The 17,704-nt window shown below is 43.5% G+C and carries 17 protein-coding genes and 2 pseudogenes; all 19 read left to right on the top strand.

The window, feature by feature from the left end:
• Positions 1–270 (top strand): aminotransferase class I/II-fold pyridoxal phosphate-dependent enzyme (locus tag SORDD24_RS11875; protein WP_231082752.1); only part of this gene is annotated, 270 nt, incomplete at its 5' end.
• Positions 267–1,037: a DNA repair protein RecO gene (gene recO, locus SORDD24_RS09935; protein ID WP_061409993.1), complete on the top strand. Its 771-nt coding sequence runs from the start codon at positions 267–269 to the stop codon at positions 1,035–1,037. The genes SORDD24_RS11875 and recO, both read left to right, overlap by 4 nt.
• Entirely contained in the window at positions 1,034–2,026 is a 993-nt protein-coding gene (plsX, locus tag SORDD24_RS09930; protein ID WP_061409991.1) for a phosphate acyltransferase PlsX, read from the top strand. The genes recO and plsX overlap by 4 nt, the downstream gene beginning before the upstream one ends.
• A gap of 6 nt (positions 2,027–2,032) precedes the next feature.
• A complete protein-coding gene (locus SORDD24_RS09925; RefSeq protein ID WP_061409989.1) occupies positions 2,033–2,269 on the top strand; it encodes an acyl carrier protein in 237 nt (78 codons plus the stop codon).
• A 439-nt stretch (positions 2,270–2,708) separates the two neighbouring features.
• On the top strand, positions 2,709–2,900 hold the full coding sequence (locus SORDD24_RS09920) for a class IIb bacteriocin, lactobin A/cerein 7B family (RefSeq protein ID WP_000180821.1): 192 nt from the start codon (positions 2,709–2,711) through the stop codon (positions 2,898–2,900).
• A gap of 24 nt (positions 2,901–2,924) precedes the next feature.
• On the top strand, positions 2,925–3,107 hold the full coding sequence (locus SORDD24_RS09915) for a Blp family class II bacteriocin (protein WP_009729537.1): 183 nt from the start codon (positions 2,925–2,927) through the stop codon (positions 3,105–3,107).
• 3 nt (positions 3,108–3,110) lie between these two features.
• The gene (locus tag SORDD24_RS11870; RefSeq protein ID WP_061409987.1) at positions 3,111–3,335 is read left to right on the top strand and encodes a hypothetical protein; all 225 of its coding nucleotides are present in this window, start codon (positions 3,111–3,113) and stop codon (positions 3,333–3,335) included.
• Positions 3,336–3,406: 71 nt separating this feature from the next.
• Positions 3,407–3,595 carry a hypothetical protein gene (locus SORDD24_RS09905; protein ID WP_061409985.1) on the top strand — a complete coding sequence of 63 codons (189 nt, stop codon included), beginning with the start codon at positions 3,407–3,409 and terminating at the stop codon, positions 3,593–3,595.
• A gap of 24 nt (positions 3,596–3,619) precedes the next feature.
• Complete coding sequence (locus SORDD24_RS09900; RefSeq protein WP_061409984.1) at positions 3,620–3,802, top strand: hypothetical protein; 183 nt, start codon at positions 3,620–3,622, stop codon at positions 3,800–3,802.
• 1 nt (position 3,803) lies between these two features.
• Positions 3,804–3,999: pseudogene (locus SORDD24_RS11865) on the top strand (hypothetical protein).
• Between the two features lie 164 nt (positions 4,000–4,163).
• Positions 4,164–6,317, top strand: coding sequence for a peptide cleavage/export ABC transporter ComA (comA, locus tag SORDD24_RS09895; protein ID WP_061409982.1), 2,154 nt, complete (start codon positions 4,164–4,166; stop codon positions 6,315–6,317).
• Between the two features lie 12 nt (positions 6,318–6,329).
• Positions 6,330–7,678: pseudogene (gene comB / locus SORDD24_RS09890) on the top strand (competence pheromone export protein ComB).
• A 168-nt stretch (positions 7,679–7,846) separates the two neighbouring features.
• Positions 7,847–8,554, top strand: coding sequence for a phosphoribosylaminoimidazolesuccinocarboxamide synthase (gene purC / locus SORDD24_RS09885; RefSeq protein WP_061409980.1), 708 nt, complete (start codon positions 7,847–7,849; stop codon positions 8,552–8,554).
• A gap of 37 nt (positions 8,555–8,591) precedes the next feature.
• Positions 8,592–12,317, top strand: a complete 3,726-nt coding sequence (locus tag SORDD24_RS09880; protein WP_061409978.1) for a phosphoribosylformylglycinamidine synthase — start codon at positions 8,592–8,594, stop codon at positions 12,315–12,317.
• Between the two features lie 12 nt (positions 12,318–12,329).
• The gene (purF, locus tag SORDD24_RS09875) at positions 12,330–13,772 is read left to right on the top strand and encodes an amidophosphoribosyltransferase (protein WP_061409976.1); all 1,443 of its coding nucleotides are present in this window, start codon (positions 12,330–12,332) and stop codon (positions 13,770–13,772) included.
• A 38-nt stretch (positions 13,773–13,810) separates the two neighbouring features.
• Entirely contained in the window at positions 13,811–14,833 is a 1,023-nt protein-coding gene (gene purM / locus SORDD24_RS09870; RefSeq protein WP_061410113.1) for a phosphoribosylformylglycinamidine cyclo-ligase, read from the top strand.
• Complete coding sequence (gene purN / locus SORDD24_RS09865) at positions 14,830–15,381, top strand: phosphoribosylglycinamide formyltransferase (RefSeq protein WP_061409974.1); 552 nt, start codon at positions 14,830–14,832, stop codon at positions 15,379–15,381. The genes purM and purN overlap by 4 nt, the downstream gene beginning before the upstream one ends.
• Before the next feature lie 24 nt (positions 15,382–15,405).
• Positions 15,406–16,029, top strand: a complete 624-nt coding sequence (locus tag SORDD24_RS09860) for a hypothetical protein (protein WP_081103583.1) — start codon at positions 15,406–15,408, stop codon at positions 16,027–16,029.
• Positions 16,030–16,043: 14 nt separating this feature from the next.
• On the top strand, positions 16,044–17,591 hold the full coding sequence (purH, locus tag SORDD24_RS09855) for a bifunctional phosphoribosylaminoimidazolecarboxamide formyltransferase/IMP cyclohydrolase (protein WP_061409972.1): 1,548 nt from the start codon (positions 16,044–16,046) through the stop codon (positions 17,589–17,591).
• Positions 17,592–17,704 lie beyond the last annotated feature (113 nt).

Below are 17,704 nucleotides of genomic sequence, written 5' to 3'. Positions count from 1 at the left end.
GATTATATAATCGAAAAGATGACTGCTCTTGGTTTTGAGATTATCAAACCAGACGGTGCCTTCTATATCTTTGCCAAGATTCCAGCAGGCTATAATCAAGATTCCTTTGCTTTTCTAAAGGATTTTGCTCAGAAAAAGGCTGTTGCTTTTATCCCGGGTGCTGCCTTTGGGCGTTACGGAGAAGGCTATGTTCGCCTCTCTTATGCGGCCAGCATGGAAACAATCAGAGAGGCTATGAAACGACTTGAGGAGTACATGAGAGAAGCATGATCCAGTCTATCACGAGTCAAGGTCTCGTACTCTACAATCGTAACTTTCGGGAGGATGATAAGTTAGTCAAGATCTTCACCGAGCAGGCTGGGAAGCGCATGTTTTTCGTCAAACACGCAGGTCAGTCTAAATTAGCTCCTGTTATCCAGCCCTTGGTGTTGGCACGGTTTCTCTTGCGAATCAATGATGATGGACTCAGTTACATTGAGGACTATCATGAGGTGATGACCTTTCCCAAAATCAATAGCGACCTCTTTGTCATGGCTTATGCGACTTATGTTGCGGCTCTTGCAGATGCTAGTTTGCAGGATAATCAGCAGGATGCTCCCTTGTTTGCCTTCTTGAGAAAGACTCTAGAGTTGATGGAAGAGGGTTTGGATTATCAGGTTTTGACCAATATTTTTGAAATTCAAATCTTGACCCGATTTGGAATTGGGCTCAATTTTAATGAGTGTGTCTTTTGCCATCGGGTTGGTCAGGCCTTTGACTTTTCTTTCAAATATGGAGCTTGCCTCTGTCCAGACCATTACCATGAGGACGAGAAACGTTGCCATCTGAATCCCAACATCCCTTATCTGCTCAATCAATTTCAGGCTATTGATTTTGAGACCTTGGAGACCATTTCGCTCAAGTCTGAAATCAAGCAAGACTTGCGCAAGTTTATGGATCAACTCTATGAAGAGTACGTCGGGATTCATCTAAAATCAAAAAAATTCATTGATTCCCTAGCCGACTGGGGACAATTACTAAAAGAGGAAGACAAATGAAAAAAATCGCAGTAGATGCTATGGGTGGCGATTATGCACCCCAAGCCATCGTTGAGGGTGTCAATCAAGCCCTAGCTGACTTTTCAGATATTGAGATTCAACTCTACGGAGATGAAAGCAAAATCAAGCAATATCTAACAGCCGCAGAGCGTGTCAGCATCATCCATACAGATGAGAAAATTGATTCAGACGATGAGCCGACAAAAGCTATCCGTAAGAAGAAAAATGCCAGCATGATATTGGCGGCTAAGGCAGTCAAAGAGGGAGAGGCAGATGCTGTTCTTTCCGCAGGAAATACAGGTGCCTTGTTGGCAGCAGGATTCTTCATCGTGGGTCGTATCAAGAATATCGACCGACCTGGACTTATGTCAACATTGCCAACTATAGATGGAAAAGGCTTTGATATGCTTGACCTCGGCGCTAATGCGGAAAACACTGCTCAGCACCTCCATCAATACTCTATTCTCGGCTCCTTCTATGCCAAGAATGTTCGTGGGATTGCAAAACCACGTGTTGGTTTGCTCAACAACGGAACAGAAAGCAGCAAGGGAGACCCGCTTCGTAAGGAAACTTACGAATTGCTAGTAGCTGATGAAAGTTTGAACTTTATCGGAAACGTGGAAGCGCGTGATCTGATGAATGGCGTTGTGGATGTTGTCGTGACAGATGGTTTCACGGGAAACGCTGTGCTCAAATCTATCGAAGGGACAGCTATGGGAATCATGGGCTTGCTCAAGACAGCTATTACAGGTGGCGGTCTTCGAGCTAAACTAGGTGCTCTTCTCCTTAAAGATAGTCTCAGAGGTTTGAAAAAACAGCTCAACTATTCAGATGTTGGAGGAGCAGTCTTGTTTGGTGTCAAAGCACCTGTTGTTAAGACCCATGGCTCAAGTGATGCCAAGGCTGTGTACAGTACGATTCGCCAGATTCGTACCATGCTAGAAACAGACGTAGTTGCCCAAACTGCACGTGAATTTTCAGGAGAATAAAAAAAGATGACAGAAAAAGAAATTTTTGACCGTATTGTAACCATTATCCAAGAGCGACAGGGAGCAGACTTTGTCGTAACAGAGGCCTTGAGTTTGAAGGACGATCTTGATGCAGACTCAGTGGATTTGATGGAGTTCGTCTTGACGCTAGAAGATGAATTTGGAATCGAAATCAGCGATGAGGAAATTGACCATCTTCAAAGTGTAACAGATGTAATCGAAACCATTAAAGGTAAAATATAGCCAAAAGCAACATGCAAGTCATGTTGTTTTTTTATTTGCAGAAAAAAGAAAAACGTTAAAATTTTTAGTAGAAATTGCGAATAAAGAGACGAGAAAGAAAAAGGAGGAACGTTTATGTATGTTACCGGTTTTTATCCCTGGTTCATTAAGTGGTTTTTAAAATAAAAATGAATAAGTTGCTCATTTTCGAATTGTTTTTCGAATAGATAGGTAAGAAGAAAAGAAAGGAGACTACGCGATGTATTTACCAATCTTATTGCCATGGTTTATCAAATGGTATTTAAAATAAATGAAATTTACCTGTTCATTTTAAATCACTTCTCGAATAGATAAGTGAGAAGAACAGGAAGGAAAAAGATTTCAGTAATTTACCCAATCTGGTTTTTAAAATGGTTTAAAGCTTAGAGACCATAAACTAAAAAATAAAGGAGAAAAAAAGATGACAAATTTTGACAAAATGGAACAGAACTTTGTAGCTCTTACAGAAGAAGAGTTGATGGATGTGGATGGGGGATTGATTATTACAGCAGCTGGAATTATTTTAGCAGGAAAAGTAGCAGGTGCTGTGGTTACAATTGGAGGAGCTCTTTATGGAGCAGGATATGCTATTGGAAAAGCATTGCGACCTTAATATGACTAGAAAGGAGGCTTAGCAATGAAACAATTTCAAGAATTATCTTTTCAAGAACTTGAAGAGGTTCAAGGCGGTGTTATTACATTAACGATAGGTACGGTAGTGCTTGTAGGCTGGAAAGCAGTAGCAGCTTATGGAGCAGCGGCTACTGTAGCAGGAGGTACACTTGGATTGGGAGTCTATAATGGCTATAGAGGGCGTTAGATTATGAACAATCGGAACCTTAATCTCAATACACTCTTACCTAAGCTAGCCACTATAATTCCTTTGTTGGCAATCGGCCTGCATCTCGCGCTTCATCTGATTCGTACAGGTTCATTAGTATCCTTTGATTGGCAATGGACTGTAGTTGGTTTGCTTGCTTCGGGTTATTTTGGTATTTTTTGCAAAGATTTGGCAAAAGATAATCAAAACTATAAAAGATCAATCTGAATGAAAAGGATTTTGTGCATGTAAATGGCGGAGTTTCTCCGCATTTCTTATCAGGTAAATAGGAGTCTGCTATGAAAAAAATCTTATTAGGATTTGCTGAGGGGTATTTTGTCGTATCGATCATTCTTTATATCGCAACGTATATGATTATGAAAAATCCGATCAATACCCTGTTTTATCCAGAAACCTATCCAATTCTGCTTGGTCTGTTTTATGTAGGATACAAGTACAAAACAAAAGAAAGTACGAATGGGAATTGATGGACCATCAGATTGGAGTTTGAGATGAAAGTTGTTCAATTACTAGGAAAAACTTGGCCAGAGACCACTGTATTATTTAGCTCGATGGCTTATCTAATTATTAGAATCGTGGCTGATGTAAATAAAATAAATCTACCTACGATTTCCTTGTTTTTAGTGGTTTTTATTTTACTGTGTCGGGGCCAAGGAGAAAGAAAAGGAGAATAGAATGAATAGGATTGTAAAATATTTTCTACTATATTATTTTCCTATTTTTAATGAATATTTTCAACTTTACGATTCTAGCAACTCTTGGGTTTCAGCTAACAATGAGTGAAAGTAGTTATATGGTACCCCCTGTGTTTGCGTTTATCGTTTTATACGCCATTCACAAAAGAAGTGGGAAAGGCAAGAAATCTGTGTAATTGAATATTCTAGGCAGGACTCTTGTTCTGCCTATTTTCTTTGGTAAAAGTGCTGTTCAGGTGAGGATATTGTTTTTTCAGAAATAATTCCCTTATTTCTTCCTTGTTTGGTTAAAATAATCTTACAAAGTTTTTAAGAGATTATTAGAAAAAAGGAGATGGATATGAAATTTGGGAAAAGGCACTATCGTCCCCAGGTGGACCAGATGGATTGTGGCGTGGCTTCCTTGGCCATGGTCTTTGGCTACTATGGTAGTTATTACTCCTTGGCTCATCTACGAGAATTAGCCAAGACGACCATGGATGGGACGACTGCTTTGGGTCTTGTAAAGGTGGCAGAGGAAATTGGTTTTGAAACGCGGGCTATCAAGGCGGATATGACGCTCTTTGATCTGCCGGATTTGACCTTTCCGTTTGTAGCCCATGTGCTCAAGGAAGGGAAATTGCTCCACTATTATGTGGTGACAGGTCAGGATAAGAAGACAATCCATATCGCTGATCCAGATCCCAGTGTTAAGCTGACCAAGATTTCCCGTGAGCGCTTTGCGCAAGAATGGACAGGAGTCAGTCTCTTTATGGCTCCGTCTCCAGACTATAAACCCCATAAGGAGAAAAAACAGGGGCTCTTATCCTTCTTGCCAATCTTGCTCAAACAGCGTGGCTTGATTGCTAATATCGTTTTGGCAACACTCCTGGTAACCCTGATCAATATCGTGGGCTCCTATTATCTCCAGTCTATCATTGACAGTTACGTACCAGACCAGATGCGTTCGACCTTGGGCATTATCTCAATAGGACTAGTCATCGTCTATATTCTCCAGCAGATTTTGTCTTATGCCCAGGAGTATCTCCTACTGATCCTTGGGCAACGCTTGTCGATTGATGTGATTTTGTCCTACATCAAGCATGTTTTTCACCTGCCAATGTCCTTTTTTGCGACACGCAGAACAGGGGAAATCGTGTCTCGTTTTACAGATGCCAATAGTATCATCGATGCGCTAGCTTCGACCATCTTGTCTATCTTTTTAGATGTGTCGACGATCTTGATTATCTCGCTTGTCTTGTTTTCACAAAATATGACACTCTTTTTCATTAGTCTGCTTGCACTTCCCATCTATACAGTGATTATCTTTGCCTTTATGAAGCCTTTTGAAAGGATGAATCGGGACACTATGGAAGCCAATGCGGTTCTATCTTCTTCCATCATCGAGGACATCAACGGTATTGAGACCATTAAGTCTTTGACCAGTGAAAGTTCACGCTATCAAAAGATTGACAAGGAATTTGTGACTTATCTGAAAAAATCCTTTACCTACAGTCGGGCAGAAAGTCAGCAAAAGGCTCTAAAAAAAGTTGCCCAGCTTTTGCTTAATGTTGGTGTTCTCTGGATGGGAGCTGTTCTGGTCATGGATGGCAAGATGAGTTTGGGCCAGTTGATTACCTATAATACTTTGCTTATTTACTTTACCAATCCTTTGGAAAATATCATCAACCTGCAAACCAAACTTCAGACAGCGCAGGTTGCCAATAATCGCTTAAATGAGGTTTATCTGGTAGCTTCGGAGTTTGAGGAGAAGAAAACGGTAGAAGATCTGAGTATGATGAAGGGAGATATGACTTTTAAGCAGGTTCACTATAAGTATGGCTATGGTCGTGACGTCTTGTCAGATATCAATTTGACCATTCCGCAAGGGTCTAAGATGGCTTTCGTGGGGATTTCAGGTTCGGGTAAGACCACTTTGGCAAAGATGATGGTTAATTTCTATGCCCCTAGTCAGGGAGAGATTAGTCTGGGTGGTGTCAATCTCAATCAGATTGATAAAAAAGCCTTGCGCCAGTATATCAACTATCTACCTCAACAGCCCTATGTCTTTAACGGAACGATTTTGGAGAATCTGCTCCTTGGAGCCAAGGAAGGGACGACGCAGGAAGATATCTTACGAGCAGTTGAATTGGCTGAGATTCGGGAGGATATCGAGCGCATGCCACTGAATTATCAGACAGAATTGACTTCGGATGGGGCAGGTATTTCTGGGGGGCAACGGCAGAGAATTGCTTTGGCGCGTGCTCTTTTAACGGATGCGCCTGTTCTGATATTGGACGAGGCGACTAGTAGTCTGGATATCTTGACAGAAAAGCGGATTGTCGATAATCTCATGGCTTTAGACAAGACCTTGATTTTCATTGCCCACCGCTTGACCATTGCTGAGCGAACAGAGAAGGTTGTTGTCTTGGATCAAGGCAAGATTGTCGAAGAAGGCAACCATGCAGACTTGCTTGCACAGAATGGCTTTTACGCTCATTTGGTCAATAGCTAGAAAGAGGAGAGGATGAAACCAGAATTTTTAGAAAGTGCGGAGTTTTATAATCGTCGTTACCATAATTTTTCCAGTCGGGTGATTGTACCCATGTCGCTTCTGCTCGTGTTTCTGTTTGGATTTGCAGTTTTTGCAGAGAAGGAGATTAGTTTGTCTACTAGGGCCACTGTCGAACCTAGTCGGATCATTGCCAACATCCAGTCAACTAGCAATCAACGGATTGTGGCAAATTATCTGGAAGAGAACAAGTTGGTCAAGCAGGGGGAACTACTCGTTGAGTACCAGCAAGGGGCGGAAGCTGTTCAAGCTGAAGCATACGCCAATCAGTTGGAGATGTTAAAGGATCAAAAAAGCAGTTGGGTTATTTGCAATCCAGTTTGAAAGAGGGGAGTGATCAATTTCCAGAGGCGGATAAGTTTGGATATCAGGAGATGTTTAGAGACTATCTCAGCCAAGCTAGTAGTCTTAGGAGCAATGTTTCGCAGCAAAATGCCAGCATCTCTTCGCAGAATGCGGCAGCAAGTCAGAGCCAGGCCGAGATTGGCAATCTTATCAGCCAAACAGAGGATAAAATTCGAGATTACAAAACAGCTAAGTCGGCGATTGAAACAGGAGCTCAACTAGATAGTCAAAATGCAGCCTACTCATTTTATCAGACCTATAAAAACCAAGCTGAAGAAGATCCGCAAGCTAAATCGCAAGTTATTGCACAGATGGATGCACAAATTACCCAGCTAGAGTCTAGTTTAGCTACTTATCGTGTGCAGTATGCGGGTTCTGGAGCTCAACAAGCCTACGCAACGGGACTGGATAGTCAACTGGAATCCCTCAAGTCTCAGCACCTAGTCAAAGTCGGTCAGGAATTAACACTTTTGGATCAGAAAATTTTGGAGGCAGAGTCGGGTAAGAAAGTCCAAGGAGGTCTGCTGGACAAGGGGAAAATTACAGCAAGTGAGGATGGGGTGCTTCACCTTAATCCTGAGACCAGTGAATCTACAATGGTTGCAGAGGGGACATTGCTAGCCCAGCTCTATCCATCCTTGGAAAAAGAAGGGAAAACCAAACTCACGGCTTATCTTACTTCAAAAGATGTTGCAAGGCTCAAGGTCGGTGATTCTGTCCGTTTCACTACAAGCAAGGATGGTAATAAAGAGCTCGTACTTGTTTCTGCCATTACGAATATTGACGCGACAGCTACCAAGACTGAAAAGGGCAGTTTCTTTAAAATAGAGGCGGAGACCAGTCTGACTCCTGAGCAGGCAGAAAGTCTTCGCTACGGTTCAGAAGGACGTTTGACGCTAATCACAGGGAAGAAAAGCTATTTGCGCTATTATTGGGATCAATTTTTGAACAGAGAATAATGTTCGTCTTTTTTCGAGATAACTGATTGAAAAACTGTAAGACAAAGGTGTTTTGCAGTTTTTTCTTTACGCAACAAGTACTATTTTGTTAATAGTTCGTAAAAATCTTGAATTTTTGTTTGTTTTGTGGTAGAATGTGCTCAAGTAATACGAAAGGCGAACTTTAAAATGTCAAAAAAACTGATCTATTCGGGAAAAGCCAAGGATATCTATACAACTGAGGATGAAAATCTCATTATTTCAACTTACAAGGACCAGGCGACTGCTTTCAATGGTGTCAAGAAGGAGCAGATTGCGGGTAAAGGAGTCTTGAATAATCAGATTTCATCTTTTATTTTTGAGAAGTTAAATGCTGCTGGTGTAGCGACTCACTTTGTGGAGAAGCTTTCAGATACAGAGCAACTCAATAAAAAAGTGGAGATTATTCCTTTGGAAGTTGTGCTCCGCAACTACACGGCTGGTTCTTTTTCAAAACGTTTTGGGGTGGAAGAAGGTATCGCATTTGAGACTCCAATTGTCGAATTTTACTATAAAAATGATGATTTGGATGATCCCTTTATCAATGACGAGCATGTGAAATTCCTTAAAATTGCGGATGACCAGCAGATTGCCTACTTGAAGGAAGAAACGCGTCGTATCAATGAGCTCTTGAAAGCTTGGTTTGCTGAGATTGGTCTTAAATTGATTGACTTTAAGCTAGAGTTCGGTTTTGACAAGGATGGTAAGATTATCTTAGCAGACGAGTTTTCACCAGATAACTGTCGTTTGTGGGATGTAGATGGCAACCACATGGACAAGGATGTTTTCCGCAGGGGATTGGGAGAACTAACTGATGTTTACGAGATTGTCTGGGAGAAATTGCAGGATTTGAAATAATCTGTTTGCAAGAGCTGAAATAAAGGAATAAGAATTGATGGATAAACGTATTTTTGTTGAAAAAAAGGCTGCTTTTCAGGTCAAGTCAGAGAGTTTGGTGAGAGAGCTCCAGCACAACTTGGGATTGTCAACTTTGAAAAGTATTCGCATTGTGCAGGTTTATGATGTCTTTGATTTGGCAGAGGACTTGTTTGCACCTGCAGAGAAGCACATCTTCTCTGAGCAGGTGACGGATCATGTCTTGGACGAAGCGGCCGTGCAAGCGGATCTTGCCAACTATGCTTTCTTTGCCATTGAAAGCCTGCCTGGTCAATTTGACCAGCGTGCAGCTTCTTCACAGGAAGCCTTGCTTTTACTGGGAAGTTCAAGTGATGTAACAGTCAACACAGCCCAGCTTTACTTGGTCAATAAGGATATTGATGCGACTGAGTTGGAAGCGGTCAAGAACTACTTGCTCAACCCAGTTGATTCTCGTTTCAAGGACATCACGACAGGGATTGCCAAGCAGGAATTTTCAGAGTCGGACAAGACCATTCCTAAATTGACTTTCTTTGAAAGTTATACGGCAGAAGACTTTGCTCGCTACAAGGCAGAGCAAGGGATGGCCATGGAAGTGGATGATCTGCTCTTTATCCAAGACTACTTCAAGTCAATCGGACGAGTGCCGACGGAAACAGAGCTCAAGGTTTTGGACACTTACTGGTCTGACCACTGCCGTCACACGACTTTTGAGACAGAGTTGAAACAGATTGATTTCTCAGCTTCTAAATTCCAAAAGCAATTGCAGGCGACTTATGACAAGTATATTGCCATGCGTGATGAACTAGGTCGGTCTGAAAAGCCACAAACCTTGATGGATATGGCGACTATTTTTGGTCGTTATGAGCGTGCTAATGGGCGTTTGGACGACATGGAAGTGTCAGACGAAATCAATGCCTGCTCGGTTGAAATCGAAGTGGACGTTGATGGTGTCAAGGAACCTTGGCTCCTTATGTTCAAAAACGAAACCCACAACCACCCAACGGAAATTGAACCATTTGGTGGCGCGGCTACTTGTATCGGTGGGGCTATTCGTGACCCATTGTCAGGCCGTTCCTACGTTTACCAAGCTATGCGTATCTCAGGTGCTGGTGATATTACAGCTCCGATTTCAGAAACGCGCGCTGGTAAATTGCCACAACAAGTCATTTCGAAGACAGCGGCTCATGGTTATTCTTCGTATGGTAACCAAATTGGTCTGGCGACGACTTACGTTCGTGAGTACTTCCACCCAGGCTTTGTAGCTAAACGCATGGAGCTAGGTGCCGTTGTTGGTGCTGCTCCTAAGGAAAATGTAGTCCGTGAAAAACCGGAAGCCGGCGATGTGATTATCTTGCTCGGTGGTAAGACTGGACGTGATGGTGTCGGTGGTGCAACGGGATCTTCTAAGGTTCAAACAGTTGAGTCTGTAGAGACTGCCGGTGCTGAGGTTCAAAAAGGGAATGCCATCGAAGAACGCAAGATTCAGCGCCTTTTCCGTAATGGCGATGTCACTCGTCTCATTAAGAAATCCAACGACTTTGGAGCAGGTGGTGTCTGTGTGGCCATCGGTGAATTGGCAGATGGTCTTGAAATCGACCTTAACAAGGTTCCTCTGAAATACCAAGGCTTGAATGGTACAGAAATTGCTATCTCTGAATCTCAAGAACGGATGGCGGTTGTGGTGCGTCCTGAAGACGTAGATGCCTTCGTTGCCGAATGTAATAAAGAAAATATTGACGCTGTTGTTGTGGCAACAGTGACTGAAAAACCAAATCTTGTCATGCATTGGAATGGTGAAACCATTGTTGACTTGGAACGTCGTTTCCTTGATACAAACGGTGTGCGCGTGGTCGTTGATGCCAAGGTTGTGGACAAGGATGCCAAACTCCCAGAAGAACGTCAAACATCTGCTGAAACACTTGAAGCAGATACCCTTGCGGTTCTATCTGACCTCAACCATGCGAGTCAAAAAGGCTTGCAAACCATCTTTGACTGTTCGGTTGGTCGTTCAACTGTCAATCACCCACTTGGTGGTCGCTACCAACTCACACCAACTGAGGCGTCTGTGCAGAAATTGCCAGTTCAGCACGGAGTGACGAACACTGCGTCAGTCATGGCGCAAGGATTTAACCCTTATGTGGCAGAATGGTCTTCATATCATGGCGCTGCTTATGCGGTTATCGAAGCAACCGCTCGTTTGGTGGCTGCTGGTGCCAACTGGTCTAAGGCCCGCTTCTCTTATCAAGAGTATTTTGAGCGGATGGACAAACAGGCTGAGCGTTTTGGTCAGCCAGTAGCAGCTCTCCTAGGCTCTATCGAAGCACAAATCCAGCTTGGCTTGCCATCGATTGGTGGTAAGGACTCTATGTCTGGTACTTTTGAAGAATTGACAGTACCACCAACCTTGGTTGCCTTTGGGGTGACAACGGCAGATAGCCGTAAGGTGCTCTCTCCAGAGTTCAAGAATGTTGGTGAAAACATCTACCACATCCCAGGTCAAGCCCTCTCTGCAGAGATTGATTTTGACTTGATTAAGTCTAACTTTGCTCAATTTGAAGCTATCCAAGCTGAACACAAAGTAACATCTGCATCAGCTGTTAAATATGGTGGTGTCGTTGAAAGCTTGGCTCTTGCTACCTTTGGGAACCATATCGGTGCAGAGGTGACCTTGCCTGAACTTGAAACAGCTTTGACAGCTCAATTAGGCGGATTTGTCTTCACATCTCCTCAAGAAATCGCTGGAGTAGAGAAGATTGGACAAACGAAAGCAGACTTTACACTCCTTGTCAACGGTGTGAAGCTAGATGGACAGAAACTTGACAGTGCCTTTCAAGGAAAATTGGAAGAAGTTTACCCTACTGAATTTGCTCAAGCTAAAGAACTGGCAGAAGTGCCAGCTGTCGCTTCTGGCGCAGTCATCAAAGCCAAAGAAACTATTGAAAAACCTGTCGTTTACATCCCAGTATTCCCAGGAACTAACTCAGAATATGACTCAGCTAAAGCCTTCGAAAAAGAAGGTGCAGAGGTTAACTTGGTGCCATTTGTGACCTTGAATGAAGAAGCTATTGTCAAGTCAGTCGAAACCATGGTTGACAATATTGGCAAGGCTAACATCCTTTTCTTCGCGGGTGGATTCTCAGCTGCGGACGAGCCAGATGGTTCAGCCAAGTTTATCGTCAACATCTTGCTTAATGAAAAAGTGCGTGTAGCTATTGATAACTTTATCGCTCGAGGTGGTTTGATTATTGGTATCTGTAATGGATTCCAAGCTCTTGTCAAATCAGGTCTTCTTCCATACGGTAACTTCGAGGATGCCAGCAGTACTAGCCCAACCCTTTTCTACAATGATGCCAACCAGCACGTGGCTAAGATGGTGGAGACCCGTATTGCCAATACCAACTCGCCATGGTTGGCTGGTGTGCAAGTGGGCGATATCCACGCTATTCCTGTTTCGCACGGTGAAGGGAAGTTTGTCGTGACGGCTGAGGAATTTGCGGAGCTCCGTGACAATGGACAAATTTTCAGCCAATACGTTGACTTTGACGGAAAACCAAGTATGGATTCTAAGTACAATCCAAATGGTTCAGTCAACGCCATCGAAGGAATTACTAGCAAGAACGGCCAAATCATCGGTAAAATGGGACACTCAGAACGTTATGAAGATGGTCTCTTCCAAAACATCCCAGGAAATAAAGACCAGCACCTGTTCGCGTCGGCTGTGCGTTATTTCACAGGGAAATAAAAGGTATAAAAAATGACATACGAAGTAAAATCTCTTAATGAAGAATGTGGTGTTTTCGGTATCTGGGGGCATCCAGATGCTGCTAAATTGACCTATTTTGGTCTCCACAGTCTTCAGCACCGTGGTCAGGAGGGGGCAGGAATCCTCTCCAATGACCAGGGGAACTTGAAGCGTCATCGTGATATGGGGCTTTTATCAGAAGTGTTCAGAAATCCAGCTAATTTGGATAAACTGACCGGAGCGAGCGCGATTGGGCATGTTCGTTATGCGACTGCTGGCGAAGCTTCTGTAGATAATATCCAGCCCTTTCTCTTCCGCTTTCATGATATGCAGTTTGGTTTGGCTCATAATGGGAATCTGACCAATGCAGAATCGCTCAAGCAAGAATTGGAACAAAGAGGAGCTATTTTCAGTTCAACTTCGGACTCGGAAATCTTGGCCCACCTCATTCGTCGGAGTCACAATCCGAACTTGATGGGCAAAATCAAGGAGGCGCTCAGCCTTGTCAAAGGTGGATTTGCTTATATCCTGCTGTTTGAGGATAAGTTGATTGCTGCGCTTGATCCTAATGGCTTCCGTCCGCTTTCTATCGGAAAAATGGCAAACGGAGCGGTGGTGGTTTCGTCTGAAACCTGTGCCTTTGAAGTCATCGGTGCTGAGTGGATTCGTGATGTAAAACCAGGGGAAATTGTGATTGTGGATGACAATGGTATCCAGTACGATAGTTATACGAATGATACCCAATTGGCGATTTGCTCTATGGAGTATATCTACTTTGCCCGCCCTGACTCTAATATCCATGGGATCAATGTCCATACAGCTCGCAAACGTATGGGGGCCCAATTAGCGCGTGAATTTAAGCACGAAGCGGATATCGTAGTCGGTGTGCCCAATTCTTCACTCAGCGCAGCCATGGGCTTTGCGGAAGAATCCGGTCTGCCAAATGAAATGGGCCTCATCAAGAACCAATATACCCAACGGACCTTTATCCAACCGACTCAAGAATTGCGAGAGCAAGGTGTGCGGATGAAACTGTCTGCTGTTTCAGGCGTTGTCAAAGGCAAACGTGTGGTGATGATTGATGATTCCATTGTTCGTGGGACAACTTCTCGCCGTATCGTTCAGCTTTTGAAAGAAGCAGGTGCGTCTGAGGTTCACGTTGCCATTGGTAGTCCAGCGCTGGCTTATCCATGTTTTTACGGGATTGATATCCAGACGCGTCAGGAGTTGATTGCGGCCAATCATACGGTTGAAGAAACCTGCCAAATCATTGGTGCGGATAGCCTGACCTATCTTTCGATTGATGGCTTGATTGATTCGATTGGGATTGAAACAGATGCGCCAAATGGCGGTCTCTGTGTCGCTTATTTTGATGGAGACTACCCAACTCCTCTCTACGACTATGAAGAAGAATATCGTAGGAGCTTGGGGGATAAGACCAGTTTTTACAAATAGACGGATAAAGACTCTCCATGAAAGGAAAGGAAGAGAAGATGACAAATAAAAATGCTTATGCCCAGTCAGGTGTAGATGTTGAAGCAGGTTATGAAGTTGTTGAGCGGATCAAAAAGCACGTGGCTCGTACGGAGCGTGCAGGTGTCATGGGAGCTCTTGGTGGCTTTGGTGGCATGTTTGACCTTTCAAAGACAGGGGTAAAAGAGCCTGTCTTGATCTCAGGGACTGACGGTGTCGGAACCAAGCTCATGCTGGCTATCAAGTACGACAAGCATGACACGATTGGGCAGGACTGTGTAGCCATGTGTGTCAATGATATCATCGCTGCAGGTGCGGAGCCCCTCTATTTCCTCGACTATGTGGCGACAGGGAAGAATGAACCAGCTAAACTAGAACAAGTCGTCGCTGGTGTGGCAGAAGGTTGTGTGCAGGCTGGTGCTGCCCTCATCGGTGGTGAAACGGCTGAAATGCCTGGTATGTATGGCGCAGATGACTATGACTTGGCTGGTTTTGCGGTTGGCGTGGCAGAAAAATCTCAAATCATTGACGGTTCAAAGGTGGCAGAAGGTGATGTTCTTCTCGGACTTGCTTCAAGTGGGATTCACTCAAATGGTTACTCACTCGTCCGTCGTGTCTTTGCTGACTACACAGGCGAAGAAGTCTTGCCTGAGTTGGAAGGCAAAAAGCTGAAAGATGTCCTTTTGGAACCAACTCGTATCTACGTTAAAGCTGTTCTACCACTCATCAAGGAAGGCTTGGTCAACGGCATTGCCCACATCACAGGTGGTGGATTTATCGAGAATGTCCCTCGTATGTTTGCAGATGATCTAGCGGCAGAAATCGAAGAAGACAAAGTTCCAGTCCTTCCGATTTTCAAAGCTCTTGAGAAATACGGTCATATCAAGCACGAAGAAATGTTTGAAATCTTCAATATGGGTGTGGGACTCATGCTGGCAGTCAAGCCTGAAAATATCGAGCGAACCAAGGAATTGTTGGATGAACCAGTCTATGAAATTGGTCGCATCGTCACGAAAGAAAACGAAAGTGTCATCATCAAATGAAAAAAATAGCGGTTTTTGCCTCTGGTAATGGCTCAAACTTTCAGGTGATTGCTGAAGAGTTTCCAGTGGAGTTTGTCTTTTCAGACCATCGTGATACCTATGTGCTCGAGCGTGCAGGAAAGCTCGGCGTCCTGTCCTATGTTTTTGAACTCAAGGAATTTGAGAACAAGGCGGACTACGAAGCAGCTCTTGTCGAAATTTTGGAAGAACACCAAATTGACTTGGTTTGTCTCGCAGGCTACATGAAAATTGTTGGGCCAACCTTATTGGCGGCTTATGAAGGTAGAATCATCAATATCCATCCAGCCTACCTGCCGGAATTTCCAGGAGCTCATGGGATTGAGGACGCTTGGAATGCTGGCGTAGACCTGTCTGGCGTGACCATTCACTGGGTGGACTCGGGTGTGGATACAGGCAAGGTCATCAAACAAGTACGCGTACCACGACTAGCTGATGATACCATCGAAAGCTTTGAAGCTCGGATTCATGAGGCAGAGTACAAATTGTATCCAGAGGTACTGGATAGCTTGGGAGTGGAGAGAAGATAAAAGATAGATAGAAGAGGAATAAAAATGACAAATAAAGATAGTTTTAATGGTGGTACTAATATTGGTGTAGGAAATACTGCTGGCGGAGATATATATGCTGCAGGTAGAGATGTTTATATTCAAAAAAAAGATGATAAACCAGTTGCTGAGTATGAAGCAAAGGTAATTTGGAAGACTCCTTTAACTAAGTCTGTTCTAAGTTTCAGTGGAATACTCAGTTCAGTAGCTAGTGCTTTCACAATTTTCAAGGGCATTGAACCATTAATAAATTGGTTTAGAAATTCAAATACGGGACAATTTAAGGGAATTAATGAAAATTTTTTGTTTATCTTTTTAGGAATTTTCTTGTTAACGATTATTATTTTTTATTTACGATCTATTACAAGTAAAGAGACTAGACAACCTTTGATGTTTAATTATGCACTTAGTGGAATTGGAAATAGGTTGAGTATAGAGAAAGTTGAAGTTGCTGCCTGTCCGATCTGTAATGGAAAGATGAAATATTACAATAAACCTACAGCATGGGATAGAGTAATAGACCCAAATGGGAAAGAGAAGCGTATTGTGACCGAGAGGGTTCCAGCGTTGGAGTGTAAAAGAAATAGTAAACACTGGTTTGAAGTTGATCCAGCAGAAGATAAAATATAACATAAGGAGAATATATGACTAAACGCGCCTTAATCAGCGTCTCAGACAAAGCGGGCATTGTTGAATTTGCCCAAGAACTCAAAAAACTTGGTTGGGAGATTATCTCGACAGGTGGAACCAAGGTTGCCCTTGACAATGCCGGGGTGGAGACCATTGCCATCGATGATGTGACTGGTTTCCCAGAGATGATGGACGGTCGTGTCAAGACCCTTCATCCAAATATCCATGGTGGGCTCTTGGCTCGTCGTGACTTGGATAGCCACTTGGAAGCGGCTAAGGACAATCAAATCGAGCTCATCGACCTTGTAGTGGTAAACCTTTACCCATTCAAGGAAACCATTCTCAAACCAGATGTGACCTACGCTGATGCAGTCGAAAACATCGATATCGGTGGTCCGTCTATGCTTCGCTCAGCAGCGAAGAACCACGCCAGCGTGACAGTTGTGGTAGATCCTGCGGACTATGCAGTGGTTTTGGACGAATTGGCAGCAAATGGTGAAACGACTTACGAAACTCGTCAAGGTTTGGCAGCCAAGGTTTTCCGTCACACTGCAGCTTATGATGCCTTGATTGCAGAGTATTTTACAGCTCAGGTCGGCGAAAGCAAGCCTGAAAAACTGACCTTGACTTATGACCTCAAACAAGCCATGCGTTACGGTGAAAATCCTCAACAGGATGCAGATTTTTACCAAAAAGCTTTGCCGACAGATTATTCTATTGCATCAGCGAAACAGCTCAACGGGAAGGAATTGTCCTTTAACAATATCCGTGATGCGGATGCAGCTATCCGTATTATCCGTGATTTTAAAGACCGTCCAACCGTTGTGGCGTTGAAACACATGAACCCATGTGGGATTGGTCAAGCTGATGACATCGAGACTGCTTGGGACTACGCTTATGAGTCTGACCCAGTGTCTATTTTTGGTGGAATTGTCGTTCTCAACCGTGAGGTAGATGCTGCGACAGCTGAGAAGATGCACGACGTTTTCCTTGAAATCATCATTGCACCAAGCTATACGGATGAAGCGCTAGCCATTTTGACCAACAAAAAGAAAAACTTGCGCATTCTTGCCTTGCCATTTGATGCCCAAGACGCTAGTGAAGTGGAAGCAGAATACACAGGTGTTGTCGGTGGACTCCTGGTGCAAAACCAAGACGTGGTCAAAGAAAGCCCAGCTGACTGGCAAGTGATGACCAAACGCCAGCCAACTGAGACAGAAGCGACTGCCCTTGAGTTTGCTTGGAAAGCTATCAAGTATGTCAAATCAAATGGAATCATCGTGACTAATGATCACATGACACTTGGTGTTGGCCCAGGTCAAACCAACCGTGTGGCTTCAGTTCGTATTGCTATTGACCAAGCTAAAGACCGTCTTGACGGCGCTGTGCTTGCTTCCGATGCCTTCTTCCCATTTGCGGATAACGTGGAAGAAATCGCCAAAGCTGGTATCAAGGCCATCATTCAACCAGGTGGGTCAGTACGAGACCAAGAGTCTATCGAAGCTGCGGATAAATACGGCTTGACTATGGTCTTCACAGGCGTGAGACATTTTAGACATTAAGAAAATAAAAGGGAAGAAAACAGTTTCTTTCCTTTTTTTGAAATTAAGTAATAGATTAATAAAAAATTATGAGAAACGAAACTTGTTGGTAAGTTAGAAAAACATCATAATTT

The organism is Streptococcus oralis (assembly GCF_001579175.1).
GTDB classification, from domain to species: domain Bacteria; phylum Bacillota; class Bacilli; order Lactobacillales; family Streptococcaceae; genus Streptococcus; species Streptococcus oralis_O.
This window is presented reverse-complemented; position numbering and strand designations above follow the sequence as displayed.

Excerpts from the sequence above, each read along its gene's own strand:
- recO (WP_061409993.1), top strand. The coding sequence starts at position 267 with ATGATCCAGTCTATCACGAGTCAAGGTCTCGTACTCTACAATCGTAAC.
- plsX (WP_061409991.1), top strand. The coding sequence starts at position 1,034 with ATGAAAAAAATCGCAGTAGATGCTATGGGTGGCGATTATGCACCCCAA.
- SORDD24_RS09925 (WP_061409989.1), top strand. The coding sequence starts at position 2,033 with ATGACAGAAAAAGAAATTTTTGACCGTATTGTAACCATTATCCAAGAG.
- SORDD24_RS09920 (WP_000180821.1), top strand. The coding sequence starts at position 2,709 with ATGACAAATTTTGACAAAATGGAACAGAACTTTGTAGCTCTTACAGAA.
- SORDD24_RS09915 (WP_009729537.1), top strand. The coding sequence starts at position 2,925 with ATGAAACAATTTCAAGAATTATCTTTTCAAGAACTTGAAGAGGTTCAA.
- SORDD24_RS11870 (WP_061409987.1), top strand. The coding sequence starts at position 3,111 with ATGAACAATCGGAACCTTAATCTCAATACACTCTTACCTAAGCTAGCC.
- SORDD24_RS09905 (WP_061409985.1), top strand. The coding sequence starts at position 3,407 with ATGAAAAAAATCTTATTAGGATTTGCTGAGGGGTATTTTGTCGTATCG.
- SORDD24_RS09900 (WP_061409984.1), top strand. The coding sequence starts at position 3,620 with ATGAAAGTTGTTCAATTACTAGGAAAAACTTGGCCAGAGACCACTGTA.
- comA (WP_061409982.1), top strand. The coding sequence starts at position 4,164 with ATGAAATTTGGGAAAAGGCACTATCGTCCCCAGGTGGACCAGATGGAT.
- purC (WP_061409980.1), top strand. The coding sequence starts at position 7,847 with ATGTCAAAAAAACTGATCTATTCGGGAAAAGCCAAGGATATCTATACA.
- SORDD24_RS09880 (WP_061409978.1), top strand. The coding sequence starts at position 8,592 with ATGGATAAACGTATTTTTGTTGAAAAAAAGGCTGCTTTTCAGGTCAAG.
- purF (WP_061409976.1), top strand. The coding sequence starts at position 12,330 with ATGACATACGAAGTAAAATCTCTTAATGAAGAATGTGGTGTTTTCGGT.
- purM (WP_061410113.1), top strand. The coding sequence starts at position 13,811 with ATGACAAATAAAAATGCTTATGCCCAGTCAGGTGTAGATGTTGAAGCA.
- purN (WP_061409974.1), top strand. The coding sequence starts at position 14,830 with ATGAAAAAAATAGCGGTTTTTGCCTCTGGTAATGGCTCAAACTTTCAG.
- SORDD24_RS09860 (WP_081103583.1), top strand. The coding sequence starts at position 15,406 with ATGACAAATAAAGATAGTTTTAATGGTGGTACTAATATTGGTGTAGGA.
- purH (WP_061409972.1), top strand. The coding sequence starts at position 16,044 with ATGACTAAACGCGCCTTAATCAGCGTCTCAGACAAAGCGGGCATTGTT.